Consider the following 26,642-nt stretch of genomic DNA (forward strand, 5'->3'; position numbering starts at 1 on the left):
GCGTCTTGGACCCTAGGCTTGCTGCGACTTTGATGATTCCAGAGTGGACGAGCCCGTAGACGCAGGAACGATTGCCGATTCGCTTGTTGACGCCTGCCTCCTTCAAGCCGCCTCGGCCGGTATTTGAAACTGACACGCCGGGCGGCTCGGTGCACCGACAGGTGTCTAATTCAGCATGAGTGTGTGGCATCGGCTGGGACTGCTGCTTACAATCGTGACGTGGCGACCGGGCAGGTCTACATCCGCAATCCAGATCTGTCCGCCGGCAGGCTTGTTGCTGCCGTGCCGGCCCTGCGGAATGCGACGTGCTTGGTGGGCGCCGTATTGTAGTGCACGAATGGCTAAGGATCGCTGCGGGGCCAACAAGTGGGGCGGGGCGGCCCTGGTTGGTGAAGTGCTTCCCGGTACGTACGCGATTGGCTACCAGGTCGTCCCACACCCGCCATCGAAAGCTCCGTCTATGCAACGGCACGGCACGGCAATGTAATCTTGTTCAATGTCCAGAATTTTCATTTACGGTAGCTGCGTCAGCCGAGACACCTTCAACTTCTTAGATGACGAACATGATCTCGTTGGCTACGTTGCCCGGCAATCGATCATCAGTGCCATGTCCAAGCCAACCAAACTACTGCCTGGTGTTGCGCTGGATTCAGCGTTTCAGTCACGAATGGTGGAAGGTGACCTCCGTTCCAATCTTGTCCCGGCCATTCAAGAGCGCGCACAGGACATCGATCTACTCATTATTGACCTTACTGACGAGAGGCTCGGCGTCCACAAGCTTCCGGATAATTCATTTGTTACGCATTCCGTTGAACTCGTTAAGTCAGAGCGACTTAGGAACCTGTCTCCCATACCGGGAGTCGTCCAAATCGGTACGGAACGGCATACGATCTTTTGGCGAAATGCCGCCCGAAAGTTCTATGCCAGGCTCGATCAACTAGGACTGCGAGAAAAGACACTCGTGATAAACACCCCGTGGGCAACCGAGTCATTCGAGGGTGAACCAGTTCCATCCTTCCGAGACTTCACTACGTTTGATATGAATCTTCATCTCGAGAACTGTGGGAACTTCATCCGCGACCTCGGCTACAAGGTAATTAGTATGCCAGCAGCCCTGGCAGTGTCCTCCGCAAAACATCAGTGGGGTATTGCGCCTTACCACTATGGGGAGCCAGCATACATGTGGATACGAGACCACATAGAAGCAGAACTCGCCTCCTAATGAGTCTAAACCTATGGATCTGTAAGTATAGAAACAAGGCGACGCCTTGATTACAGGCAACGCAAACCAGAGGGTAAATTTAATTTGTCCCGGAATTTGATGCCGTTTCAAACCACACTGACATGAATTATGCACAGAAGTTTTTACAATACTAAACGGTCTGACGAAACAAAAACCGGACGTGAATGTGAACAGAGTTTTCTAGTAGTAATTCGTCATCAAACATGTACGCAGCATATAAACCGCCTATCGTCGGCGCCCTCAATGGTCCAAAAATAGAAGTCAAATTCTCGGGAATCCGAATCAGTCGGATTAATATTTAACTCTAACACAATCAGTATTTGCGCTACAATAAACCATATACTATTATTACGAATTTCTTATCATTTACTATTCGGATAATCGCTAAAATTACTTGGAGTTTCTATGAAGAACTACGAACAGTGGAATCTGCCACACTGTACTTGGTCCAGCGTCGAGGAATTCGAAAATCAATGGAATAGATCCGCTGGCGTTCACAGCATCACAATGCCAGAAGGCTACGTACTGGATATTCTGGCCAATGAACATGTCGATACCGCTGATGCGCGTCTCTCGTTATTGGTCTTCTTTGGAGCGGCAGTTGCGCGGCGAGAGGCCAAGAGCGGTCCGTTCTTTTCGGGAGTTGGACTCTCAAACGGCTGCAAGTTTCCACTAGTGGCGATCTCAGATCCCAGTGTTGACAACTTCGATTCTGTAAACCTCGCATGGTACACCGGTGGCGCCAAGCAGAACTTCCAAAAGAACGTCGAACTACTTCTCCGGGCACTCGTTAGAGCTACAAATCGTGAACTTCTAATGTCGGGCGGATCTGGCGGAGGCTTTGCAGCACTGCATTTTTCCAGCTTGCTCGGAGACGTTGCTTCGGCATTTGTCTGGAATCCACAAACAGATATATTTGAATACAACGAAGTCTTCGTTAAATCATACTTACGCGAAGTTTTCGGTTTTGCGCACAGCAGCCTGGCCAGACCCGACTGGAAAGCCTTTTGCCGCGGGCGGATCAATCAACACGTAATAAGTAGCGTAGCCGTTGAATCAACCATCCAAAATCCTCATAGGATACTATATTTGCAAAATCATTCAGACTGGCATACTGAAGGTCATCTATTACCTCTTCTCAGTACATTTTCTAAAGACAGTTTGGCGGCCCAAAAAGGCTCGCATGTTTTGGCCGCAAGAAAGTTGGTAGTTATCGAGGATTTCGCCCTTGGCCACGCGCCTCCACCTACCGCACTCATAACGATGATCCTCAAACAAATGATCGATCCAACGGTCGACCCTGCGGACGTGAACTTGCAATTGAACTGAGCAGAAAATCGGGAATTTGTCTCTGACTACTATTTCAAGCAGGCAGGTAGAGACAGTTTCATTTCTATGTCAAGCGAGGCAAGCTGCAGGCGTCCCAAACTGCTACGGATTCTGGCGTGGTGAGCCACCCCCAAGTTCGGTAGCTGCGGTGGCCGCCGGCGGAGAGCAGTGAGCGGATACTGTAGTTCTCGAAGTTGCGGAATCCGCGGGTCCCCTCCCGGTGATTTCGATGACGCCGTTGATCGCCTCGGCGGGTCAGTTGGAGAGCCCCCTTGGTGGCGGAGTAGGCGCAGATCTCCGTCTGCCTTTTCTTCAGGTTCTTGCAAAGCCGCTAGACCTCGGAGCGTCCTGCGTGCCGTCTCCCGGATAGAAGTCAGGGCCTTCTTGAATGGTTATCGACCAAGAAAAACGCGAGAAGGCCCTGACAGTGAACCGTCCTAGCTCTGCCTGCGTGCTGCCCGCAGCCCCAAGAAAACCCAAAGAACCACCGTGCCCGGACGCCACCGCGAATCCGGTGCCCGGTTCCTTGGGAACCGGGCACCAGTGCAGCCTCGCCGACGCCTTCCCGAGGCTGGAAGGACTGCACGTGCTCGCGGTGAACCGCCGGACACGGCCCGGTTCGTCGTGGTGGTCGTCGAAACCCTGGGGCGCATTGCGTGGTGCCGCGGATGCGTTGCCCAGTCCTGGTCCCACGCCCGGCGCAACGTGCCCATCCACGACAATCCCGCCCTCGGCTCGCCCGTGGTTCTCCACTGGAGGAAGTGGGTTTACCGGTGCCACGAAAACCATGCCGCATGGTCACCTTCGCCGAGGAACACCACCACATTGGGCCGCGAGAGAAACTCACAGAACGGGCCTGTCCACTGAGCGCACGATCAGATGAAGGAGCAGAACATCGCGGTCTCTGCGATAGCCCAGCAACTCGGCGTGGACTGGCATACTGTCTGTCTGGGACAACGTCAAGACACTGGCCCAGCTGGAGCTCGACACCGCTCGCCTGGAGGGCGTCACCACCATGAGCGTCAACGAACACATCTGGCGGCACCGGGGAATTGCCAACTATCGGATCCTAACCGGTTTCGTGAACCCCACCGGAGACGCGGAGAGCCGGATTTGGGCCCGTCTCCTGGACCTGGTGCCGGGACACAGCGGCAAGGCCCACTCTGATTGGCTCCAGGCCCAGTCCGAGGGCTTCAGACCCTGGATCAGCGTCGCGACACCCTTGACCCGTTGCGCGGCTATCAAACTTGGAGTCGATGAGGCGGTCCCGACATGACGGGCGACCGATTGACGATGTACCCGTCACTAATTGACACTGCCGGATACCTAAGCACAGCCCAGCTCACCGATGTGCTGAACTACATCGTCACACGCCGGACCGCTGGGGATCTGGCAGTCCTGTCACCATACGAACTCATGGTGGTGTCACCCTAGGAATGCCGTGCCGATGAACCAATGCTCGGGGCACCGCGCCGAGTTTGTGCAATTAGAACCGACGCGAGCTACCGCCATGGCTAAACGCTAAGTGCTGCAGCTCTGAGCTCATCGATGGCGCGCTGTACCTCTGCGAGGGAGGTGGCGAGGTCTTCTGAGTCGAAGCATTCCCGGATGACTCCGGCCTGCACGCGCAGGACTTCTGCGGTGTTCAACAGTATTTCTCGTGGTGTCTTTGACACGATTTCCCCCAAGATTTTATGAATATTCCTTGTTCACGATAGTCCCATAAAATCTCGTTACCGTCCGGTTTCCATAACGTTGTTGTAACTTAAACCAAAACAGTTCACTTTTAGATATCAGCAACAATGCATCGGCGGTAGCCTTCCCTCATGCCTCAGACCTTTTTCTACACCCGATTTGGTATCGGCGTGGCCGACCCGCAATGGTGGCAGTACCGCCTCCGGCTCTTCCAGAGCGTCACGTTTCCCTCCATTGAACGACATCTTTCCCCGACTACCGAATGGGTCATAGCGGTGGATGCGAGTATGGATCGGGCATACCGGGATTGGCTCGCCCAAATCATAGAAAGCACTAGCAAGTCCCGCCATATTCGAGTGGAACCAGTCACCGTATTGAGCGAGGCACCCTACCGCTTGCACCTTGTTGCAAGAGCCCACCGAGAAGTTCGCATCGTCAGAATCGACGATGACGACGCGGTTGCGTCGAACTACTTCGATCTCATCCCGGCCTCCCCTGGCCTGCACACATTGCCGCTCGGGTACGAAGCGGCTATAGCCGAGCGAGTCATGCGCGTTACTCGTCGTCCTTTCCTCTCGCTGAATACCGTGTTTCACGGGGACTCTGCCCTCACCGAGGACTTCTCCCGTATGGGACACCACCGCATGAAGGAATGGGCCGACATCCAAGGGCTGCCAGTTACTGAAGTGAACACGCCGCACAAGGCTTACATCTATTCCCGCCACAAGCAATCCGATTCTACCTTCGGTGCCGTCCGAAGCAGCATCAACAAGGACCCTAAGAAGGAAACGTTGACCAGGTACGCTCGGGACCATTTCGGATTCGATGAACTTCTGTTCGAGCAATGGCGGCAGCACGCTGCTGCAGCACCTGCAACGGGCGGAGAGAAGACCTGGAGCCGGTCTCATGAGCTAAACAATGAAGCCTCGGCACATGTTCGTGCGCTGCGGAATATCAGTTCGCAGATCCGGGATTCCACCGGTAACCTTTTCTGCTAGACCAAACCAACAGCAAGGAACTCGCCATGGTGGGGGCCTTCCTCGTATCCGAAAGGCAACCAAATCCAACCCCAAGGCGGTGACCCATGCTCGATGAAGTCCACCTGGCAAGCCCTCGTCGGCGTCCTAACCACGTCAGGTCTGCTCGGGTGGGCCATCTGACTGAGCCTTACCGGCAGGCTCGTCGCCAGGAGCCTCTGCGACGTGATGGTAGAGCCAATAATCACTGGCTCAGCGCAGCGGAAACGCTCAATGACACCAACACCATGCAAGCACGAATCATCAAAAAAATCACCGTCGGCAAATCCGTCATCAATGTGATTGACGCGGTGCAGGACGCCCGGGACGGCGACTCCCATTGAAAACCTTCCGAGCCCGAGCCAAGCCGTGGGCCTACCGCTTCCGACCGAACACCGGCGACACGAACGAAGCCCTCGCCGCCAAGATCGAAGCCGGTGTCGAACGCACGGCTGCCAAATAGCCTCAGTAGGTAGTCCTGTTCCGGCTTGTTGGTAGTGTCGTTCCGACTACGCGGTAATGTCCGGGTCCCTTCGCGGCCATTCCCGGTCCGATCGCCCCGCAACACGGTGCGGCGATCACCTCAGGCAGGCGATGGCTCGGTAACGAGCCTCCACGGCAACCTTCGCTCCGGTCAGGACCGTTACGCAATTTCTCGGCCGCGAAGAAGGCCATTCCCGCGGTTGGCAGCGCTACCAAACGCTGAGGTGCACCGGCGGCCTCAGCATCGAGCAACAATGACGCGACGGGCTCAGATGCCGGCCGCCGATCCCTCGCAGGCTGGCATCTGAGCCCGATCATCGTGGACTTGGAGAACTCGGGGTAGACCGGGTTACGACGGGGCCGGGTCAAGCCTGGAATCACTACCGCGTCACCGGAATTCGATTACCGCCCACCCGGAGGACCCGCTACCCGGTCGCCAGAACGGCACTACCATCACAGCTATCTGGCACACGGCCATATTGGACCGGTACGCCGAAGCCAAGGACCAGTCTGCGAAGCTCGAGCAAATCAACATGCGCAACCACGTCAGCGAAAACCTTACGCGAGCGTTCCGATAGAAGCCACTATGACGATCCGGCCCCCTGACCGGGACCCTGATGGCCGCGGCGCTCGATGAAATACTTGCCGGGATGATCGGCTGGCGCTTCAGGACCCACGGCCTGTGGACGACGTTCCCTGCCGGACGCGTATTCATGGGCCTGCTGGCCGTCATGGGCGCCATCCACATCCTTGCCACCGCGTCCAGCTTTTACCCATCCTTCTAGGGCCGGGCATGGGTGTATATGTGGCTGTACACCGGGCTGGTCGGCATCTTTGGCTGACTTGACTGGTCGATCTTCCGAGAACAACACCGCAAATGGTTCACTCTCGCTTCTCCCCAAAGGCTCATCAAGCGATGAGCCTTTGCTCATGGACCCAGGCGGCAGCACATGACTCCATCAAACGTAAGCACGGGCCGGGTCGAGGAGCGCTTCAGACGTGGATAGCGATCCGGATTTCATTGCAGCTCAGGGAGCCATTGAGTTCCTGACGTCGGTTCCGCACCCGACTACCGACCCGGTCCAGGTGACCCTGCTCAAGACTCCGGTCTTGGACAGTATCCTGATGGGTAAACACAACGGACCCCGGCTGCCATCATCTTGGGCGGGATTCCCCTCCAACAAAACATTAAAAGCCAATCTCATCGCTGCCGTGCCGGTGTACCAAACGAAAGTCCATGGGCCATAGCGTTCTTATCGGTGAGCAGAAGCTTGCGCATCAGTGATGGTCAGGAAAGTCCGAGGTGGTGGATTTTGACGCTCCCACCCCGAATTCGAAAGCGGTGTTACAGCGAGTCCCCACCATGTTGCCGTTTTCAAATTAAAACTTAACCAAAAGCATACCATGACAATATGCCACTAAGGCTATATATGTCGCGTAATTCTTTTTTCGTTGGTTCTTTAGACCCTATAAGACTTGTGACGTATTTTTTATCAATAAAGTCGAAAATGTCAGAGTCGCTAACTTTATCAACAGATGACGCTAGAATCTTTTTACCCGATTCAAGATGCAGTATTTGCCAGAAATTTACGCCAAGTTTGTTTGCCCGAACGACACCATTTCGGCGATCTGAAGCGGAGAATTCCGGTTCCTTGATATCGATATCACCCAGCACACTTAAAAAACGACTATCCGTTGAATTGTTCGGAGCAATAGAAGATTCATGGATGATCGCCGAATCTGACGTTTCGAATGCTCTAGGTGCAGGCCGACGTCGACTACGCAGCAGGTCAGAGTTGAATCGGTCGTAGTCGAAGGGAAGCTGGAGAAGACTCGGATCAAAAGTTCCCATCAAATCGAAACCGATCACGTTGGCATTTCTTGCAGATTGAGGAACTGACTTTGCCAAATAGTATCCCGCGACAGAGTAGAGAGGGTCAAAACGTGAACCGACTCGGCTCCAAAGTAGCGAGGACTGACCAATATGATATCTATTACGAGTGTAAGTATAGAAAGCATCTCCGAGGAAATCCTTCTCGGAATAAATGCCAGATAGATAGTCGAAGTTCTGGTGAAGTCTCTTCGATAAACTATTGATCGAAGAGGCGGATATGTAAGGGTGACCATCCATACCCATTGGTACAAATTTTGAAAGCAGTTCACCTTCGGAAGGCACCTTGGAGCCGTACTCAGATAGTCGGTTGCCGAAGAAGGTGCGATAGACCTCACCATACCCGCCACCTGCCGCGCTCACCGACACTGCCTGCTCACGACCTAGGGGTCCGGTACTGGTCAACCCTCCGCTGTGGAACAATGGCGCCATCAACCGCTCAGGCATAGAGAGGCTCGGAGAGGCCGTGAGGCCTGCACCGTTCGATCGGCGCAATCCGTAGTGCCGCGTTATGCCATCAGCTACAACTCTGTCCGTCGTACCATCGGGGCCGGAACAGAAGAATAGGAAATCAGCAGCTGATCCAGATGCGATTGAAGCGCCCAAGACTAGACGCGAGTCAAAACCACCCGTTAGATGACTAATCTTCTGAATTGAGGAACTTTGAGATACTGCAGATACTGCTGCCGTTATGTCTTCAGCAACTATCTTTACGAGTGCTGCGTAATCAAGATTCTCATAAAATCTATCTAAATCGTATCTTTTTATTTCAAAGGAACCGTGTTTTATTTGAATATATTCAAATGGGTTTAGTTTATTGACTCCATTGAAGCTAGCAGGCGTAAGCCCGCCGTTTCCCAAGAGTAATCTTTCTATCTGAAATTCCACGCTTTTCGTGAGAGAATGACCATTTTTCGACGCGGTCTCGCGCAGCCTGTTTATATCCGTCGAAATAACCGATTTTGTATCGAAGGATGCATAGAAGACGATGGCGCCACCGAGGGGATCTTGTAGACATAAGGCTTCATCGGAAAACTCGTCAAGCACATACAATGCGCATGGATTCTTTGCATTTTTGCCCCACCATGCGGCGATCTCATCAAATGGCGCCACAGAGAATCGATTTGGTATGACCAAAGAAAGCTCAGACGATTCCAATATCGCTACCCCACTTATGATGCCGGCACCGTCGAGCCAAAATAAACGATTACCTAATCGAAATGGTTGCTCTGTGCCGTTCTCAGGTGGGACGGTTGTGCAGGGATAACCGGTGGATCGACTCCCCTTATCTAGTAAGAATGCTGGAGCAATTCGAATCATGTTGCGCATTGTTCTATCCTACACTTTTTGAAACCATATTTTTGGGACGCTTTGCGTCTTTTAGCGACAGACTCTGTATAGCCGTACTTGATTCCCCTTCAAGCTGCGCGTCTAGGGAAGGTCGAATCCTCGACGTTTCACGATTGCTGATGACCGAATGGATCATTTTCTAAAACCCTAATTTTATCTTCAGGATCTAGCACTCTTATTGACATAGAATGGCATGGGCGCGCATCTACTTTACATAATGCAGTATATAAATATTCTTCCCTACGAAATTGTCTGCAGGAAATAGTGTTCGTTCGGCCTACTCATCGTACTTCGGGAAAATCGGTCTCGGGGCCGGCAATCTCGTTCCTGCTAGAAGTACAGTGTCGAACGACCCAAACTCTCGTACAGACCCCTCTGCCTGGCCCAGCACCTCAAGTAACGAGGCCGCTGCTGCAGGCATAACAGGCTGCACGAGCAGCGCCACCCGCCGGACAACTTCGAGTGTCACATAGAGGACTGTCTCCATGCGCGCCACGTCCGTCTTGCGAAGCACCCAAGGCGCTTGATCGGCGAAGTAGGCGTTGGTGTCGCCCAGAACCGTCCAGATGGCTTCGAGAGCTTTGTTGAATTCCTGGCGCGAGAATGCGTCGCGGCTGATCTCGAGCAGTTTGCCGGCAGCAGCCAGGATCTGTTCGTCCGCCTCGGTGAACTCACCCGGAGTCGGTACCGCTCCCCCGCAGTTCTTCGCCACCATGGACAACGAACGCTGGGCCAAGTTACCCAGGTTGTTGGCAAGGTCCGAGTTCATGCGTCCCACAATGGTTTCGTGGCTGTAGCTTCCGTCGGCACCGAACGGTACCTCGCGCAGGAAGAAGTAGCGGACCTGGTCAAGTCCGTACTGGGCAACGAAGTCCGCGGGAGCCACGACGTTGCCTAGAGACTTGGACATCTTCACGCCATTGTTGTGAAGGAAGCCATGAATCATCACACGCTTGGGCAATGGCAACTTTGCTGACATTAGGAATGCCGGCCAGTAGATCGCATGGAACCTGGAAATGTCCTTGCCAATCACATGGACGTCCGCAGGCCAGTACTTCTTGAATGACTCGGACTCAACGTCGGGGAATCCCGTTCCGGTGAGGTAATTAGTCAGCGCGTCAACCCACACGTACATGACGTGGTCCTTGTTTCCGGGAACCGGAACGCCCCAGTCGAAGGTGGTGCGCGAAATCGACAAATCTTCCAGACCGCGCTCAACGAAGCGAATCACTTCGTTGAATCGGGTATGTGGAGCCCCAAAATCCGGCTGCGATTTGTAGAGTTCCAACAGCTTGTCTTGGTACGAGGACAGGCGGAAGAAGTACGATTCTTCCTCGGTCCAGGTCACCTCGGTGTCGGTCTCCTTGGAGTAGCGTAGGCCGTCCTCACGAACTTCGGTGTCATCCTCGTGGTGGAACGCCTCGTCGCGCACGGAGTACCAACCCGCGTACTTGTCCAAATAGATGTCGCCATTGTCCTCCATGCGCTTCCAGATGGCCTGAGCTGCCGCATAGTGGTCCGTGTCCGTGGTGCGGATGAATCGGTCGTAGCTGATTCCCAGCTCGTCGTTCATGGCTTGGAATGCATCCGAGTTGCGCTGTGCCAGCTCACGCGGGGTGATTCCCTCGCGTTCGGCCGTCTGAAGCATCTTCTGTCCATGCTCGTCGGTACCCGTCATGAAAAATACGTCATGGCCGTCAAGCCGCTTGAAGCGTGCCATGGCGTCGGTGGCGATTACCTCGTAGGCGTGCCCAATGTGGGGAACGCCGTTCGGGTAGGAAATGGCCGTGGTGATATAAAACGGAGTCTGCTCAGAAGTCACCATAGAAATCTATCGCATTTTGGCCCGAATACGCCCATCGGGGACCCCTATGTGAGCTGATCGAGCTGCTCCCAGAAGGCCACCCGCAAGGCACGGCGGATATCCTGCAAATCGGTCTTCCATTCGCCGAGTCGCTGTGCGCAGTCCTTGAGTAGAACCCTGTCGATTTCCGGGGGAAGGAGCGGACGGTCTGCAAGAAGGTCTTTTAGCTCGGTTTCAGTCGTGCTTGCCCGCCAATTGGTCGCCACGCTGCTGCCCACTTCCGTGGCTACCTCCATTGCGCTACGGTCGGCACTAGTTGCCCCCGCAAACCCCGAAGATTGGTTTGTCGAGCTGTAAACCAGTTGGTAGTCCGCCGGTGCCGGGGCGGGGGCTTGGGTGGTCGATTGAAACTTGGGTCGCTGGCTCAGCAATGCGGGTGTGGGAACCTTCGGCATGCCTGGCTTCGGGGCCATCGGTGCTGACGCCGAATCGGTAGGAGCTTCCTTGGAGGCAGCGGCAGCACTCGCGATAGCAGCCGAATGCATCGCATGTTCCGGATCCCATGACACTGCCTTCACAAAGGAAGATTTGATGAGTTCTTCGGGCAGGGTAATGATGCTGTCTACCCGCAAGGCAAGATGTTCGGCAACGGATGCCACACCCAGTCGGTGATCGGCCTTCTCCACGCCGATGAGAACAACCTTCATACCCAGGTCTTGGGCCTCCTCGACGGCTTCGGCGAGGTCATCGTCACCGGAAACAAGAAAAGCAACCGAGGCGGCGCGGTTCCGGGCAATCCCAACCAGGTCGAGGCCCAGTTTGAGGTCGACCCCCTTTTGTTCGCCATTGAACGAAATGCGGCCCAATCGTACCTTGACGCCGGGTATCAATCCGATGCGCTTGTGCTGATCCGTAAAGATGGCATCCTTGGCTGCGTCGTACCAATAGATCCTCAGGTTCTCCAACCCGCTGGAATCCTTGGCTGTTTTGAGGATCCCTTCGATGAGGGCTTCGTAGTTAACCGTAAAAGCGGCACGCAATGTTGTTCCCGAGGCACGGTGTCCCCCAATGGCTAGCAGAAAACTGGCATCGACGAATATGGCGCTTTGAGACATCATCCTTCAATCCTATGCGGTGCGAAGGATGCCCTTGGGAAACGCGCGGCCCACCTGCGCCTTTTCTGGTCACTTGCCAGATTGACCCAGGTCCTGACGCATTCAAGCGGCGCGTGCACTTGGTCTGGACTACCTAGCAGCCGTCGTCCCAAAGTCGTGGATCCTCGGCCACCACGACCTGCTCGCTGCCAGCAGCAAAAAAACGTGCCCTGCACGCCAACCCGCATCCTCTTCAAAGACGTTCCAAGAGGTACCCGGGAGGCGTGCAGGGCACGCTAATTATTTACGATTACGGGACGTTAGTCCGCGAGGTTGATTTCGCGGGCAACCGTGGCGCCAATGGCGGCACGCACGATGTCCAGGACGCCGGCGGGGAGGGCCGAGTCGATGGCCAACACGGCGACAGCCTCGCCGCGCTCTTCCTTGCGGGCCACCTGCATGCCGGCAATGTTCACGCCTTGCTCGCCCAACACGTTGCCCAAGGTGCCAATGACACCGGGACGGTCTGCGTAGCGCAGGACGATCATGTGGTCGATGATCGGGATCTCGATTTCGTAGCCGTTGATGCCGACCAGCTTTTCGATCTGCTTCGGGCCGGTCAGCGTGCCGGCCACCGAAAGCTGGGTGCCTTCGGTCGAAGCGCCCGCGACCGTGAGCAGGTTGCGGTACTCCGGGGAATCCGGGGTGGTGACCAAACGAGTGGCCACACCACGCTGTTCGGCGAGCACCGGGGCGTTGACGTAGGAAACCTGGTCGGAGACAACGTCCATGAAGACGCCCTTGAGGGCCGAAAGCTCCAGCGCCTTCACATCCAGGGAGGCGATTTCGCCGGCAACAACCACATCGATGCTGGTGAGGGATCCAACGGTCAACGCGTTGAAGATGCGTCCCAGCTTCTCCATCAGCGGGATGCCCGGGCGGACGTTCTCGTCAATGATGCCTCCGGCAACGTTGACCGCGTCCGGGACCAGTTCGCCGGCCAAGGCCAAGCGAACGGACTTGGCCACGGAAACGCCTGCCTTTTCCTGGGCCTCATCCGTGGAGGCTCCCAGGTGCGGGGTGACGGTGACGTTTTCGAATTCAAAGAAGGGAAGGTCCGTGCTCGGCTCCTGGACGAAGACGTCAATGCCGGCACCGGCAATTTCCTCGTTCTTCAGTGCAGTGTAGAGCGCGTCCTGGTCAACCAGGCCGCCGCGGGCCACGTTGATGACGTAGGCGGAGTTCTTCATCTTGGCGAAGGCCTCCTTGCCGAGCATGCCCACGGTTTCAGGAGTCTTGGGCATGTGGATGGTCACGAAGTCGGACTCGGCCAGGAGCTCGTCCAGATCCACCAGGGTGACACCAAGCTGCTGTGCGCGTGCCGGGGTGATGTAGGGGTCGTAGGCAAGGATTTCCATACCGAAACCCTGCAGGCGGGCAGCGACCAGCGCACCAATGCGGCCCAGGCCAATAATGCCGGCCTTCTTCTCGAAGAGCTCCACGCCAGTGTAGGAGCTGCGCTTCCAGGCGCCGCTCTTCAGCGATGCGTTGGCAGCGGGAATGCGACGGGCCAGGGACACGATGTGGCCCACGGTCAGCTCGGCTGCCGAAATGATGTTGGAGGTCGGGGCATTCACGACCATGACGCCGGCCTGGGTGGCTGCCTTGATGTCCACATTGTCCAGACCCACACCCGCGCGGGCGATGATCTTCAGGTTCTTGGCGGCCGCAATGGCTTCTGCGTCGACCTGGGTTGCGGAGCGCACGAGGATGGCGTCAACATCTGCAATCGCGGACAGCAACTGGGAGCGGTCCGCACCGTCGGTCTGGCGAATTTCGAAATCGGGACCCAGGGCCGCAACGGTTGCGGGCGAGAGTTCTTCGGCCAATAGGACGACTGGCTTGTTTACAGACACAGGGGTGGCACCTTTGCTATTTCAGTGGGCTGGATGCTTGGACCGGATTGAGACGGGCCAGATACCAGAATATCGTCCGCCCCGTCATAATCCCGGCTCGATAGGGCGATGTTACGGCACAAATCCGGGCCACTGTGCGCATAGTCACAGACACTTGGCTTACGGGGCAATACGTGGCTTGGACCATCCCAGCCATGCTCCCAGTCTCCAAACGCGGCTATCGCCCGGCCCGGGATCCGCCCATCGTTTTGAAATCCGCCCACCGAATTAGGCCGGCGGGTTGGCGACACCATCGTGGTGCCACCCGGCGGCAGGCTCAGGCATCCTGCCCACGACGCTGGCGCGGTAGAGTCCGCACGCGCCATGCCCCGGGGGCCACGCTTCAAGCGATTGGGGCCAACAGGCAACGCCCACCGTCTGCAGTTCACGGCGCAACGGTTCCACCAGGCGCAGCACCTCGTTGATCGCGTCGAAGGAGTGATTCCGGAGGATACGGCCAAGGGTGAAGGACCACGGGTTTCGGGTTGCCCACTGGAGCGGTGATGTCCAGCGGCCCAACCAAGATCTACGGACAACGACACGTAGCTGGCTACGTGTCGCTGTCCTTTGGGACGTCCGGGACTTGACGCAACCCCGAACGAGGGCCAAAGAGCGCTCAGGCGCCGCGCACCGCGACTTCGCCCGACTTCGCGTGCTCCGTTCCGAACACGAGATAGCGGTTGGCGATCTTCTCGGTGAAGAATCGGTCGTGGCTGACCACCACCACGGCACCCGGGAAATGCAGCAGCGCTCGTTCCATCACTTGGGTGCTGGACATGTCCAGGTGGTTCGTGGGCTCATCCAGAATCAGCACCGAGGCTCCAGAGAGCAGACACATTGCCATGGCCACACGGGCACGTTGGCCGCCGGACAGATTTCCGATGCGGTTCTTCAAGTCGGCCTCGGAGAACTGGAACATGGCCAGGAACCGGTTCACCGACTTTTTTGTCGCACTGAACGCCAGGGAATTCGGCATGGCATTGACCGCGTGAGTGACGGTGTCGTTTGGATCCAATTCGTCAAGGATCTCGTTGTAGGAAACGACCGCGGCGCCCTTGGTCCAGGTGACGTATCCCGAATCCTGCTTTTCCTGTTCGGTCAGCACACGGAGCAGTGTGGACTTGCCACTGCCGTTGGCACCGAGGATCACCATGCGGTTGCCACGGCGGACCTCGAAGCTGAGGTCAGTGAAAAGGGTCTTCTCCCCATAGGACTTCGACAAGCCCTCAACTCGACAAAGGGTGTCCTTGATGTGCAGGCCACCGTAGATTTCGGTGATGATCTTGTCCACGGGCCGCGGGGCGCGTGACTTCTTGATTTTGGAAAGCTTGTTCTCCAGGCCCTTGCTTGCAGCCTTGGCTGCTTCCCGGCGGTCGGAGATGCCTTCGGCTTCAAAGGCGAGGAGCTCCGACTCGTGAACGAACTGGGACTCAAGGGACTTGAGCTTGAACTGCTTGGCCACCACGTACTCGGCGAAGTTTCCCGGGTATTCGTGGAGGTGGAAATTCTCGACCTCGATGATCCTGGTAACCACCGAGTCCAGGAACTTCCTGTCGTGCGAAACGATGATTGCCGCGCCCTTGAAGGACTTGAACCAGTTCTCCAGCCATTCAACACCCGCAACATCGAGGAAGTTGGTTGGTTCATCCAACAGCAGCACATCCGGGTCCTCGAGCAGGATCTTTGCCAGTGCAGCACGGTTCCGCCAACCGCCGGACAAGGAATCGATGGGGCAAACCCGATGGGCCTCGTCGAAGCCCAACTTGGTGAGCACGGTGTCGATGGAGCGGGGGTAGTCCCATCCATCCATTCGATCCATGGATTCAAACAGTTCGGACTGGCGGTGAATCAACCGATCCATTTCATCGGCCTTGGGGTCGGCAGCAATGGCCACGTCGATCTCGGCGAGTTCCGCTTCAATCGCCTTGACCTCGGCAAAGAGTTCGTCAAGCACCTCGGAGATGGTGGACGCCCCGTTGAGCTCCGAGAACTGGGAGAAGTAGCCGATCTTTGTTCCATGTTCCACCGCCACGGTGCCGGCGTCCGGCTCCACTTGGTCAAGGATCAGTTTCAGCAAGGTGGACTTGCCCGAACCGTTCCTGCCGATAAGCCCGACCCTGTCCCCCGCTTCGAGCTTGAAGAATGCCTCGCGCAGGATCTGGTTGTTTTCAAATCGCACGCTGACATCGTTTAGCCGGATCAAGCTCATGGTGGTGTGGTCCTATCAAGAGAATCGGGGGTGGAACGACGGGCATATTTCCCCATATGGAGGTTTGCTCGGTGACATGGACACGAGCCAATACCGCGAAACACCACTATCAATTCTACAAGGCGGGGCCCGGTGGTGCCTTTCACCTTCCAATGCCAGACTGGGGGTGAGGAGGCGAGCCGTGGCTGGAAACGAATTCACCGGTTCACGTGACAGCTCTGCCCACGAACAACTGATCTGGGAATACATCGAGTCGTTGCCCGAGAATGAGATCGACGGCATCCTCGCACGCGCAGAGCGCAAGGTTGAAAAAATCGCCCATGGCATGTCGATGGCCGGACGGCCTCTCGAGCCAAAGATCCGCGACCGGCTGATTCAGGCGGCCATCCTGCGAGAACTAAATACCCGCGCTGGATGACATCCGGGATGCACGCCCATCCTTGGGACCATCGTGCGGGCACTATTTCACCAGCGGTGCCCCGGTCCCGGAATTTCCATACGTCTCCGCATGGATGTGGTCCAGATGTCGCGTCGTATCGTTCCAGTTGTTGACGAACTGATTGCCGTACTTGCCGGATTTGGAGTACTCTTCCCACCCCTTTGCCGGGCCCAACCAGATCTTGTCTTTCCAAATCAAGTAATAGATGCCGAGCGAATCGCGGTTTGCAATGAGGAACCGGGCAATCTCATCGCCGTTCCTGATACCTTGGGCGCTCTTGTAGTCCTTGATCATGAGGTCCGTGGCCACGCCGCTGCTGTGGCCGACGGAACCCGCGCGGACACCGCCATAGGCTGAAACGTAGCCCGCATACCTTTGCTTCACTGCTGCATTGACGGCAATGGTATCCGGCTGGAGCGTTGCCACTGCTTTCGTGGAAAGGTAATCCTCGCTCATCCATCCGGTGCCTCGGCTAGTCACCACGCGTGCCCATCCACTCTTGGACTGCAGGTAGGTGACACGTTCCCCGGCGGGAACCAAGCCCATAATCGGGTACACCGTCGAATTGCCGGCGCGCAGGTTAACGTTGCCGGCTGCCCAACGGTACTGGGTGGTTACCGGAGGCGGTGGCGCCACGGTGGACAGATAAATTACGCTCACCCACCCCGTGCCCTTGCTGGTCTTGACATTGGCCCAGCCACCCGAGGAACGGCCAAGGAGGACCCGCTCGCCCTTGGGAACCACAGCCACGGAACCATAGCGGGTTCCTGCACCCGAGCGGAGATTCAGATTCGCAGTGGTCCAGCGCGGGGCGCTGAAGGTGACTAGATCGGGCTTCGGTGGATTCGGCTTCACTACCGGAGGCTTTGGCGCCACGGTCGAAAGATAGCCAGCGCTTATCCAGCCCGTGCCCTTGCTGGTCTTGACATTGGCCCAGCCACCCGAGGAACGGCCAAGGAGGACCCGTTCACCCTTGGGAACCACAGCCACGGAACCATAGCCGGTTCCTGCACCAGAGCGAAGGTTGAGATTCGCAGTGGTCCAGCGCGGGGTACTAAAAGTGACTGTCGTCGTTGGAGGGATAACCTTGATCGCGGTGGTGGACAGCTTGCTGGACTGGATCCAGCCAATGCCCGCACCGGTACGCACCTGCTGCCACGAACCCGAGGTCCGCAGCCACTGGATCCTCGTGTTGTTCGAAAGCGTGCCGATCCTCTTGCCCGAGGACTTGGCGGCTTGATAAACGGGCTGCTTGCCCTTCACCCAGCGATAGACGTTCGAGGGATTGGACGTGCCCAGGCTGCTCGCCGGCACAAATCCCGCCTTCCCCGCGGCAAGGACCCTGGTCCAGGAACCGCTCCTGCCCAGCACCTCCACCTGAGTCTGGCGGTGCAGCGAAAGAACACTCGCCGAGGAACTCGACGCCTTGGCCTTCACCGTGGTGAATACCTTCGTGTAGTTGTAGACCTTGGCCGGAGGCTTGATCGCGGCAGTGGACAGCTTGCTGGACTGGATCCAGCCAATGCCCGCACCGGTACGCACCTGCTGCCACGAGCCCGAGGTCCGCAGCCACTGGATCCTCGTGTTGTTCGAAAGCGTGCCGATCCTCTTGCCCGAGGTCCTGGCGGCTTGATAAACGGGCTGCTTGCCCTTCACCCAGCGATAGACGTTCGAGGGATTGGACGTGCCCAGGCTGCTCGCCGGCACAAATCCCGCCTTCCCCGCGGCAAGGACCCTGGTCCAGGAACCGCTCCTGCCCAGCACCTCCACCTGAGTCTGGCGGTGCAGCGAAAGAACACTCGCCGAGGAACCCGACGCCTTGGCCTTCACCGTGGTGAATACCTTCGTGTAGTTGTAGACCTTGGCCGGAGGCTTGATCGCGGCAGTGGACAGCTTGCTGGACTGGATCCAGCCAATGCCCGCACCGGTACGCACCTGCTGCCACGAGCCCGAGGTCCGCAGCCACTGGATCCTCGTGTTGTTCGAAAGCGTGCCGATCCTCTTGCCCGAGGTCCTGGCGGCTTGATAAACGGGCTGCTTGCCCTTCACCCAGCGATAGACGTTCGAGGGATTGGACGTGCCCAGGCTGCTCGCCGGCACAAATCCCGCCTTCCCCGAGAAAATAATCCGCGTCCAGGAACCGCTCCTGCCCAGCACCTCCACCTTCGTCTGGCGGTGCAGCGAAAGAACACTCGCCGAGGAACCCGACGCCTTGGCCTTCACCGCGGTGAACACCTTCGTGTAGTTGTAGACCTTGGACTTCGCCACTGAAACGGATGTCAGATAGTCGCCGGAAACCCAACCGGTTTTCGACTTGAAGGTAACTTGGTGCCAGGTGCCGCTGACCCTGAGGATGGTGAGCTTCGTGTTCTTGGGAATGAGCACCAATGAAGCCGACTTCACGGTCGCGTTCTTGCGAAGGTTCAGGTTCGCGGTGGTTTGCTTGACCGCCTTCACCTTGGCAGTGCTTATGCTCACCGCGGCCGTCGGTGCCAAAGGCTGGGCGGTGGCCACGGTAGTCGGCCCGCCGATCAGTGCCACGGCAAGGGCCAGCACTACTCCAAGGTATTTACTTTGCAATGCGGGCTCCTGGCCAAGCGAATGACGAACAATGCACAATATTACCCACAATCACCACGCGGACCAGTGGATTTGCGGCGCTTTCTGATATGAGTTCGCGTGATGTTCACTGAAGGTGGTCACGGGTGGATTCTCGCCATTGACTGGGCCAGCGAAGGTCCCGTCCCGAACCGGCGCCGATAGAGGCACCTTTCACGGTCGGATCCGCTTCAAGAAGCACCTTCGCGCACGGCCGCACGGCCGCACGGGCGTGATGACCGCACGTGGTCCAGCCACAAACGGCCATCGCGCCCCCGAATGGCGGCCTTAACCCTGACGGGCCTTCATGCGCGGATTCTTCTTGTTAATCACGAAGACCTTCCCGCGGCGCCGGACAACCTGGGCGCCCGGAATCTTCTTGAGTGCTCGGATGGAGTTGCGTACTTTCATCATTTTCCTTCGGTAGTTATTGCAGTAAAAATAGTCGTCGTCGGACGCGAATTTCAGCTCAAGTCAGTGAGGCGCAATGCGTCCTCGAACGTATGGGGCGACCTGAGGATTTCGGCATCTGACAATTCGCAGGAGCCCAGGATCTCCGCGAGCTCCGATGCATCGTTGCTGTCGCTGGTCAGTGCAATGTGGGTGCGAGCCGTCTCGGCACCCCACTTGCCTTGGCTCTCCAGCCAGACGAATGGACCGGCACCGCCGAGCACCATTTTGGTTTCCGGCGCGCTCCCGATCCAGAAGGTGCCTCGCAACCACACGCAGCCTTCAGCCATCCGGTGCAACGCGTCCTTGAGCCGTCCCGGATGCAACGGGCGCTCCGCATGAAGTTGCACCGTGGTGAATTCCCGGCCCTGCGCCGTGTCTTCCACGCCGTCGCTGGTCTCGGCGGCATCACGGAGAATGATGGCGCCAGGCGATGCGCGTCGGCGCGCAGAGTCCGGCTCATAGGTCGCGAGAACCAGATCCTCGTCCGGATGGGTTACCGCCAGGTGCGGTCCCATCTCAGTGAGCAGCTGCGTCCCGCGCAGGAAGAGTCCTCCCCCGGATTGGCAACCTGGCGCCTCCGATTCAAATAGGTGGGCAAAGAGGCCCTCAAGCATCAGGGACGTGTCCGCCCAGGCGATCTCCTTGACGAGGAATTCCCCTGCGGTCCTGTCGTCTTCCTCCACGCTGCTCAGACCGGCCTGCCAGAGCGTGCGAGAGTCCCACATCTGGTCCTCGAGCGCGGCCGGGTCCAGTGCAAGACAGATCGAGTCAAGTACTTTCCCGCGCAATGCCAGCTGCGGTTGAAGGTATTCCAGGACCATGTCCGCGTTGACGCTGGGCGGCAATCCGACGATCACGTCCTCGGGCAGGGAATCGAGGATACGGGTCACCGTGGGCAAGACGTCAAGCCTCACCGTGCAGGTCAGGCAGCCGTGTTCCAAGGGGATTTCATAGCGTTCCAGGCTTGCCGTTCCCCTGGACACGCGACGCAGCACGCGTTCGCCTTCCAGCAAATCGTGGCGAACCACCATCGCGTTGGGCATCGACGCCACCAAGGAGTCGAGTGCCTTGTCGCGGATGTGGGATTCGAGCGATGTTACAAGTATGAGAGTCACGACCAACACAATAGCTAAGAATGATTCTCATTAGCAAATCGTTCGCTTCTCCCCCACCATCGCGCTCACAGACGATTATGCATTGGCCCTCGGCCAGGGGAATCCACCCGGATCACCTAAAAGTGCATGGCATCGCTGCCGACAACCAGCGCCGTCAGGAGGCTTCGTGATGGACGGGGACCACAACCACGGGCAGCTGCTGGTGCGCAATAACGTGGTGTGCGGTAGTCCCGTTGAGCAGTTCCGACACCCGGGCCCCGACACCCTTGTGCCGGGTGCCCACCACGATCATCCGCGCGTGCAGTTCATTGCCCAGCCGGGCCAGTGCCTTGCCGGGATCCCCCGCCATGACCCGCAATGACCATTCGATCTTGGTCCCCGCCATGGCACTGTCCAGGATCCGCAGGACGTCGCGGGCATCCTCGGTCATGTCGTCGTCGATCTCTCGCGGATGCAGGGAATTGCCGCGGATCTCCTCCTTGAGTTCCCACTCGACCAGGTAGCTGTTGATCTCCACATAGGCGAAGACCAGGGGTGCGCCGAGTGCCTCGCCAAGTGTCCGCGCCTCGAGCACCACGCGCCTGGGCTGTTTGGGCAAGACGCCCACGACGATCGGGCCCATTCCCCCGACATGTGGGGCTTCCTTGTTCATCATGACCTCCCGGATTGCGTGCTATGCCAGCGCGCTCTACTCGTCATTTTCCGCTCATATCAGCGGAAGGGGAATACCGGCATCTGCCGTCTTCCATGTCCGACCGCACCCAACAGACTCTCGCCTTCTGCGCAAGAATTTCCGCGACGCCCGCTCCGGCAGCGCGAACCGGAACATCCTCCTAACAACAGAAAACGCCCGACCTACAGGTCGGGCGTTCCTTTGGTTTTGGCGGCGGGCTCGGGATCAGATCAGTCCCAGCTCGGCGAAGGCGGCGGCGATCCCGTCGCGGCTGGGCGGGAGCGCAGTGCGGTCGGCCAGGACCAGCAGCCCGGGATGCGATCCCTCGATGGCCACGCCGAGCCCCGCGTAGGCGATCATTTCCAAATCGTTTTCCCCGTCGCCGAAGGCGATGGTGTCAGCCCTGTCAATACCCAGGCGTTCAATCGCCACGGCGACGCCGTCGGCCTTGGAAATCCCGCGCCGGAACAGCTCCCCGGTATGGCGGCCCTCGTCGGCGATGGAGTTTTCGACCACTGCCACGTCCGCCCCGATCTCCGCGGCAATGCTGCCCACCGAAACCGGGGCCTCGAACACGGAAATCTTTGCGAAGGAGGGATCTGCCGGGATGGTGGTCAGGGAACCCAGGATGGCCGAGGAACCGGTCTTCCGGCCATCGGGGCGCTGGCTGAAGTGCGATTCGATGATTTCCCTCAGGCGTGGTTCGGCAGATGCACGGACGTGGAGTGCCTCCGGGGATTCAAGGACATAGATGGCATCGTGCACATCGAGGGCGGCAAGGGTCCGGGCCGCCATTTCTGCGGGGAACCGCCGGTCCATGAGCACCTCGCCGTCCACCTCGACGTAGGCGCCGGCACTGGCCACCAGTCCGTCGAATCCGGCTTCGAGGATGTGCTCGGGGAGCATGGCAACCGGCCGGCCGGTACACAGCAAGACCTTGTGACCGGCTGTCCGGGCAGCCCGGACGGCCCGGGCATGGGACTGGGGAACCACCCCGTAATCCGCATAGGTGCCGTCGACGTCAAGGAAGACGGCATGGATGGTCTTGGTGGGCGCGTGCGGTTCGGCGTGCATAGTCACGGAGTCTACCGGCGCGCGATGACGCTGTCGCATCCGGGCCACCGGGATGACGCCGGTCCCCCACGTCGCCCGGCCGTTTCCGCTAGACCGGCACGGGACAGGGATCGGGCTCCCGGGCCAGGCACCTCTCATAGAAGTCCACGTGCTCGAGCGCCATCCGCCTTGCACTGAATATTGTTTCCGTCGAGGCGCGACAGTCCTCCCGCTTCAGGTGGGCGCATTCGGGCAGTGCCGCTGCGAGTGCCCGGGGTGTGTCCCTGATGAATCCGGTGACTCCGTCGTCAACGATCTCCGGGGCGGAGCCGCGGGAAGTGCACAGCACCGGGGTGCCTGTGGCCATGGCCTCGATCATGACCATGCCAAAGGGCTCGGCCCACTGGAGGGGGTTCAACAGGGCCAGGGATTCCCCGAGCAGCCGGAACTTTTCCCCGGCCCGCAATTCCCCAACGTATTCGATGTCCCCTCCCAACTTCGGGCGGATCACCTGGGTGAAATATTCGTGTTCCCCGGTGCTGGCCATCTTCGCCGCGATCCGCAACGGCACCCCGGACCTCCTGGCCACCTCAATGGCCGTGAGCACGCCCTTGTTCGGGTGCATCCGGCCCAGGAAGCAGGCATAGCCGCCGCTGCCGGTGCCAAGGGGAATGCTGTCCGCATCGATGCCGTGGTGGATCACCCGGCAGATGTCCACCCCCCGCGCGCTGGTGGCCTGGTGCCTGGAGATGGCCAGCAGCGAGGCGTGCCCGGCGATCGCGCGATAGATCGGCAAGGTGAGGGCGTCCATGGGATTGTGGGCGGTGGACACCACGGGGATCGCCCCGGACGCGCGCATCAACAGCGGACCGGCGAGCGTGTTGTCGTGGATGATCTCCATCCCGTCCAGCCGTCGATAGGCGTTGATGACATGCCGCAGCTCATCCTGGGTACGGCCCAGGTGCCGGGGATCCGGCGGAAAGCTGCCCGCTGCCAGGGCCACCGGGCTGGCGCTGCCCGAGGCGGCTGCCAGCAGCACCTCGTGGCCCAGTGCCGCCAGCCCGCGGGCCAGCACATCGATGACGGTTTCGGTGCCGCCGTAGCCCTCCGGCGGCACGGTGAGCCACGGAGAGGCAATGATCCCGATACGCACCTATGGCCTCCGTCCCGGTTTCATGGGCGGGCCGCCGTGACATCGAGCATGTCGGCCAGCGGACCGCGCAGACCGTGCACCACTTCCAACCCTGCCGGCGCCCCCTCGATGCGGAACCGCGTGCCGTTGGCGGTGATGTTGATCTTGTCCTTGCCCACGGAGATGTTTCGCAGGTGCACCTCGCCCCATTCGGCCGGCAGCACCGGGTCGATGAAGAGCTTCCCCTCGGTCAGGACCGGGTCGAAACGCAGCATGATCCGCAGCAGGTGCATGGGTGCCGCAGCCGCCCAGGCCTGCGGCGAGCAGGAGGTTGGGTAGGGCACGGGGACCGGATGGCTGCCGCGGTCCAGTCCGCAGAAGAGTTCCGGCAGCCTGCCGTTGAGGAATCCGGCCGCTTGCATCAGGGCCGTGGCGATGCGCTGGGATTCCTCGACAAAGCCATAGCGCATCAGGCCACCGGCTATCAGTGCGTTGTCGTGGGGCCACACCGAACCATTGTGGTAGCTGGCCGGGTTGTACGCCTTCATCTTGCTCGAGAGCGTCCGCACGCCCCAGCCGGTGAACATGTCCCGGGTCATCAGTGCCTTGGCCACCTGCGGGGCCAAGGCACTGTCAACGATCCCGCTCCACAGGCTGTGGCCCATGTTCGATGCGCATGAGTCCACCTGTCGCTGGTCGCCGTCAATGGCCAGGGCAAGGTAGCCGCGGTCGGAAAGCCAGAATTTTTCGTTGAAGGCTTCCTTGAGGCGTTGGGCCTTGGCCGCATACTTCAGCATCAATGTCGTGTCGTTGGATTGCTGGGCAATCAAGGCCCGCGCGAGGTAGGCGGTGTACACGTAGCCCTGCACCTCGCACAGGGCCAGGGGCGCCTCGGCAATGCTGCCGTCGGCGAAGGTGACGCCGTCCCAGGAATCCTTCCACCCCTGGTTGGCAAGGCCCGTGGGCGTCGAGCGCTGGTAGGTCAGGAAGCCGTGGGGATCCTTCGCGGTGGTGCGTTCGATCCAACCCAGGGCCTTGTCCATCGACGGCATCAAGCGCTCCAGGGTTTGCCCGCCCACGCCCCACCTGGTCATTTCCCCGGCCATCGTGACAAACAACGGCGTGGAGTCGACGGAGCCGAAGTAGGCCCCGGTGCCGCCGAGCTCCTTTGACGGCGAGGACCCCATGCGCACCTCGTGGAGGATCTTGCCCGGTTCTTCCTCGGTGGGTGGATTGGTTTCCCTGCCCTGGCGTTCGGCGAGGGTTTGTATGGTTCCCAGCGCCAGGGAGGGGTCGACGCTCAGCGACAGGAACGAGGCCAGCAGCGAATCCCGCCCGAAAAGCGCCATGAACCATGGGGCCCCCGCGGCAACCACCACCCGCTCCTCGTCTTCGGGGTCGAAGATGCGCAGCGATCCAAGGTCCCCGCGGCCGGTCTGCAGGGCTTCGCCCACCCCGCGGTCCTGTATTTCCGCCGTGGGAACGCGTTCCTTCCACGCCTGTTGGCGCATGGCCGGGAGATCGACGGCGCCCGCTGCCTGGCCCATGGGGGCATCGTCCCCGGGGCCTTGGCCGTCGATGGACGGGTCCACGACCACCTCCGTCGACCACTCGCCCTGGGGCGCCAACACCATGTCGTACTCGAGGCCGCCGGCGGAAGGCATGGCATGTTCGTCCCGGATGCCAACGGCCAGCCGGTGCCCGCCAACGGTGCCGGTGAATTCAAGACCTCCGTGGCCGGTATGCGACAACGATCCGTTCGTGGAGCGGCGGATCCCCGCCTTGACGTCAAAGAGGTCCGCGAAGTCGGCTGCCACTTCCAGAAAGATCGTGGCGGCAAACTCGGCCTTCGAATAGTTGTGGATCACGATTCGTTCTTTCAGGCCGCCGTTGAGGCTTCGGTGGCGTTCCACCAGCACGTGGCTTTCATTCTCCAGGCTGCTTCCGGCCACCCGGCCGACGAACATGGCCTTGTAGGGTTCGATGGCGGTCCCCACCAGGGGCTCCATGTCCTTGCCGTTGATCCGCAGCCGCCAGCCGGAGATGAAGCGGGTGTCGCGGAAGAAGAACCCATGCGGGCGGGTTCCGTCCATGTCGCCGTTGGCGGCCGCCAGGGCGAACGTCGTTCCGTGCAGGATGGTGACCGCCCCCGGTCCCGCCAGCTGGGCGCCAACCCCTGAGGTCCAGGCGCTCACCATGATGGCGCGCCGCCGGATTCGGTGCATGGCACAGGCGTGGGATATGACGGCGCGAAGAGGGCTGCACGGCGCGGGGCACCCGACGCTGGGCCCAATGTAGTGCTGTGGCGTGGATCTGGCATGATCAATTTCCGGCAATAGTGCATCTTGCGGCCCACTGCTTGACCACACTCCCCAGCATAGGCCGGTGCCCCTGCCGGAGGAACAGTTTCGATCCCCTCCTCCACGGAGGTGTGCGGGCTGACGTCGGGATTCGGCGCGGCGAGGCCGCAATTTCCTTCCGCGCTCCGTGCCTTGGCCGTAGTGTGGAGAAAGGTTGCCGTCACGAGTGCGCGGCCAGCATTCCCTCCGGTGCCCGGCTCGCCGGGACAAGTCCCACCCATGTCGAATCCGAGGAGCAATCATGAATGATTTCCGGGGCGTCAGCCACCAGACCTTGTCCAACTACCTCAACGAGCACTTCCTGGGATCCGAGGGAGGCGTCAATGCCTTTCGCGCGGCTGCCGACACCTGGAAGGGAACCGCGCACGAGGCGGCGTTGCTCTCCCTCTGCCGACAGGTCATGGCGGATCGGGAGGACCTGCGGAGCCTCATCGACCGGCTGGGCTATGAGGGGCACCCGCTGAAGATCACCTTCACCCATGTGGTGCGCCTGGTGGGTCGGGTCAACCCGGTGAACCTGCTGCGTCGGCGGCAGGCCGGCCTGGCACAGGTCGAATTGGACGTGCTGACCGGGATGTTGAGCGCCAAGCTTGCCATGTGGGAAACCCTGCTCCTGGTGGCCACCAAGGATCCCCGCTTCGACGCCGCATTGCTGCGCGACCTGCAGGCCCGCGCCACCGACCAGATCAACCAGGTGCGCGGGATCATCGAGGCCACCTGGGAGGAACGCTTCTTCGCAGGATAGCCACC

22 protein-coding genes are annotated in these 26,642 nt (G+C 59.1%); 8 read left to right on the forward strand and 14 right to left on the reverse strand.

Annotation, left to right across the window (positions count from 1 at the left end; all coding sequences use genetic code 11):
• Positions 1-496: 496 nt before the first annotated feature.
• A complete protein-coding gene (locus ABD687_RS04425; protein ID WP_310293218.1) occupies positions 497-1,222 on the forward strand; it encodes a DUF6270 domain-containing protein in 726 nt (241 codons plus the stop codon).
• 426 nt (positions 1,223-1,648) lie between these two features.
• Positions 1,649-2,572, forward strand: a complete 924-nt coding sequence (locus ABD687_RS04430) for a hypothetical protein (protein WP_310293217.1) — start codon at positions 1,649-1,651, stop codon at positions 2,570-2,572.
• Positions 2,573-4,086: 1,514 nt separating this feature from the next.
• Here ABD687_RS04430 and ABD687_RS04435 read toward each other — a convergent pair.
• Positions 4,087-4,248: a hypothetical protein gene (locus ABD687_RS04435; RefSeq protein ID WP_310293216.1), complete on the reverse strand. Its 162-nt coding sequence runs from the start codon at positions 4,246-4,248 to the stop codon at positions 4,087-4,089.
• 150 nt (positions 4,249-4,398) lie between these two features.
• Between ABD687_RS04435 and ABD687_RS04440 the strand changes: the two genes are divergently transcribed.
• From ABD687_RS04440 to ABD687_RS04455, 4 genes are all read left to right on the forward strand, one after another.
• Complete coding sequence (locus ABD687_RS04440; RefSeq protein WP_310293215.1) at positions 4,399-5,265, forward strand: glycosyltransferase; 867 nt, start codon at positions 4,399-4,401, stop codon at positions 5,263-5,265.
• Positions 5,266-5,351: 86 nt separating this feature from the next.
• Positions 5,352-5,627 (forward strand): hypothetical protein, encoded by a 276-nt coding sequence (locus ABD687_RS04445; RefSeq protein WP_310293213.1) that lies wholly within the window; start codon positions 5,352-5,354, stop codon positions 5,625-5,627.
• Between the two features lie 756 nt (positions 5,628-6,383).
• On the forward strand, positions 6,384-6,551 hold the full coding sequence (locus ABD687_RS04450; protein WP_310293211.1) for a hypothetical protein: 168 nt from the start codon (positions 6,384-6,386) through the stop codon (positions 6,549-6,551).
• Between the two features lie 214 nt (positions 6,552-6,765).
• Complete coding sequence (locus tag ABD687_RS04455) at positions 6,766-7,014, forward strand: hypothetical protein (RefSeq protein WP_310293210.1); 249 nt, start codon at positions 6,766-6,768, stop codon at positions 7,012-7,014.
• Positions 7,015-7,153: 139 nt separating this feature from the next.
• Here ABD687_RS04455 and ABD687_RS04460 read toward each other — a convergent pair whose 3' ends face one another.
• The 6 genes from ABD687_RS04460 to ABD687_RS04480 form a co-directional block, all read right to left on the reverse strand.
• Positions 7,154-8,986 carry a hypothetical protein gene (locus tag ABD687_RS04460; RefSeq protein WP_310293208.1) on the reverse strand — a complete coding sequence of 611 codons (1,833 nt, stop codon included), beginning with the start codon at positions 8,984-8,986 and terminating at the stop codon, positions 7,154-7,156.
• Between the two features lie 298 nt (positions 8,987-9,284).
• The gene (metG, locus tag ABD687_RS04465) at positions 9,285-10,832 is read right to left on the reverse strand and encodes a methionine--tRNA ligase (protein WP_310293206.1); all 1,548 of its coding nucleotides are present in this window, start codon (positions 10,830-10,832) and stop codon (positions 9,285-9,287) included.
• Between the two features lie 44 nt (positions 10,833-10,876).
• Positions 10,877-11,929, reverse strand: coding sequence for an NYN domain-containing protein (locus ABD687_RS04470; RefSeq protein WP_310293204.1), 1,053 nt, complete (start codon positions 11,927-11,929; stop codon positions 10,877-10,879).
• A gap of 296 nt (positions 11,930-12,225) precedes the next feature.
• On the reverse strand, positions 12,226-13,821 hold the full coding sequence (gene serA, locus ABD687_RS04475; protein ID WP_310293202.1) for a phosphoglycerate dehydrogenase: 1,596 nt from the start codon (positions 13,819-13,821) through the stop codon (positions 12,226-12,228).
• Positions 13,822-14,088: 267 nt separating this feature from the next.
• Positions 14,089-14,592, reverse strand: coding sequence for an acyl-CoA reductase (locus ABD687_RS20685; RefSeq protein ID WP_377700413.1), 504 nt, complete (start codon positions 14,590-14,592; stop codon positions 14,089-14,091).
• Positions 14,477-16,039 (reverse strand): ABC-F family ATP-binding cassette domain-containing protein, encoded by a 1,563-nt coding sequence (locus ABD687_RS04480; protein WP_310293200.1) that lies wholly within the window; start codon positions 16,037-16,039, stop codon positions 14,477-14,479. The genes ABD687_RS20685 and ABD687_RS04480 overlap by 116 nt, the downstream gene beginning before the upstream one ends.
• A 211-nt stretch (positions 16,040-16,250) precedes the next feature.
• Between ABD687_RS04480 and ABD687_RS04485 the strand changes: the two genes are divergently transcribed.
• The gene (locus ABD687_RS04485; RefSeq protein ID WP_310293198.1) at positions 16,251-16,487 is read left to right on the forward strand and encodes a hypothetical protein; all 237 of its coding nucleotides are present in this window, start codon (positions 16,251-16,253) and stop codon (positions 16,485-16,487) included.
• A 42-nt stretch (positions 16,488-16,529) separates the two neighbouring features.
• On the opposite strand, the gene ABD687_RS04490 is transcribed toward ABD687_RS04485, so the two are convergent.
• The 7 genes from ABD687_RS04490 to ABD687_RS04520 all read right to left on the reverse strand — a co-directional run bounded on the left by ABD687_RS04490 (position 16,530) and on the right by ABD687_RS04520 (position 25,730).
• A complete protein-coding gene (locus ABD687_RS04490) occupies positions 16,530-19,088 on the reverse strand; it encodes an SH3 domain-containing protein (protein ID WP_310293196.1) in 2,559 nt (852 codons plus the stop codon).
• Between the two features lie 306 nt (positions 19,089-19,394).
• On the reverse strand, positions 19,395-19,517 hold the full coding sequence (gene ykgO, locus ABD687_RS04495) for a type B 50S ribosomal protein L36 (RefSeq protein WP_217391085.1): 123 nt from the start codon (positions 19,515-19,517) through the stop codon (positions 19,395-19,397).
• A gap of 53 nt (positions 19,518-19,570) precedes the next feature.
• The gene (locus tag ABD687_RS04500) at positions 19,571-20,674 is read right to left on the reverse strand and encodes a GTP-binding protein (protein WP_310293194.1); all 1,104 of its coding nucleotides are present in this window, start codon (positions 20,672-20,674) and stop codon (positions 19,571-19,573) included.
• Positions 20,675-20,828: 154 nt separating this feature from the next.
• Positions 20,829-21,326 carry a universal stress protein gene (locus ABD687_RS04505; protein ID WP_302265857.1) on the reverse strand — a complete coding sequence of 166 codons (498 nt, stop codon included), beginning with the start codon at positions 21,324-21,326 and terminating at the stop codon, positions 20,829-20,831.
• 246 nt (positions 21,327-21,572) lie between these two features.
• Complete coding sequence (locus ABD687_RS04510; protein ID WP_310293548.1) at positions 21,573-22,421, reverse strand: HAD-IIB family hydrolase; 849 nt, start codon at positions 22,419-22,421, stop codon at positions 21,573-21,575.
• A gap of 88 nt (positions 22,422-22,509) precedes the next feature.
• Positions 22,510-23,553, reverse strand: a complete 1,044-nt coding sequence (locus ABD687_RS04515; protein ID WP_310293192.1) for a glycosyltransferase family 4 protein — start codon at positions 23,551-23,553, stop codon at positions 22,510-22,512.
• A gap of 20 nt (positions 23,554-23,573) precedes the next feature.
• On the reverse strand, positions 23,574-25,730 hold the full coding sequence (locus ABD687_RS04520) for an amylo-alpha-1,6-glucosidase (RefSeq protein ID WP_310293190.1): 2,157 nt from the start codon (positions 25,728-25,730) through the stop codon (positions 23,574-23,576).
• Between the two features lie 403 nt (positions 25,731-26,133).
• Here ABD687_RS04520 and ABD687_RS04525 point away from each other — a divergent pair, with 403 nt between their 5' ends.
• On the forward strand, positions 26,134-26,637 hold the full coding sequence (locus ABD687_RS04525; RefSeq protein ID WP_310293189.1) for a hypothetical protein: 504 nt from the start codon (positions 26,134-26,136) through the stop codon (positions 26,635-26,637).
• The last annotated feature ends 5 nt before the right edge of the window (positions 26,638-26,642 follow it).

This window comes from Paeniglutamicibacter sulfureus (assembly GCF_039535115.1).
In the GTDB taxonomy this organism is placed as follows: domain Bacteria; phylum Actinomycetota; class Actinomycetes; order Actinomycetales; family Micrococcaceae; genus Paeniglutamicibacter; species Paeniglutamicibacter sulfureus.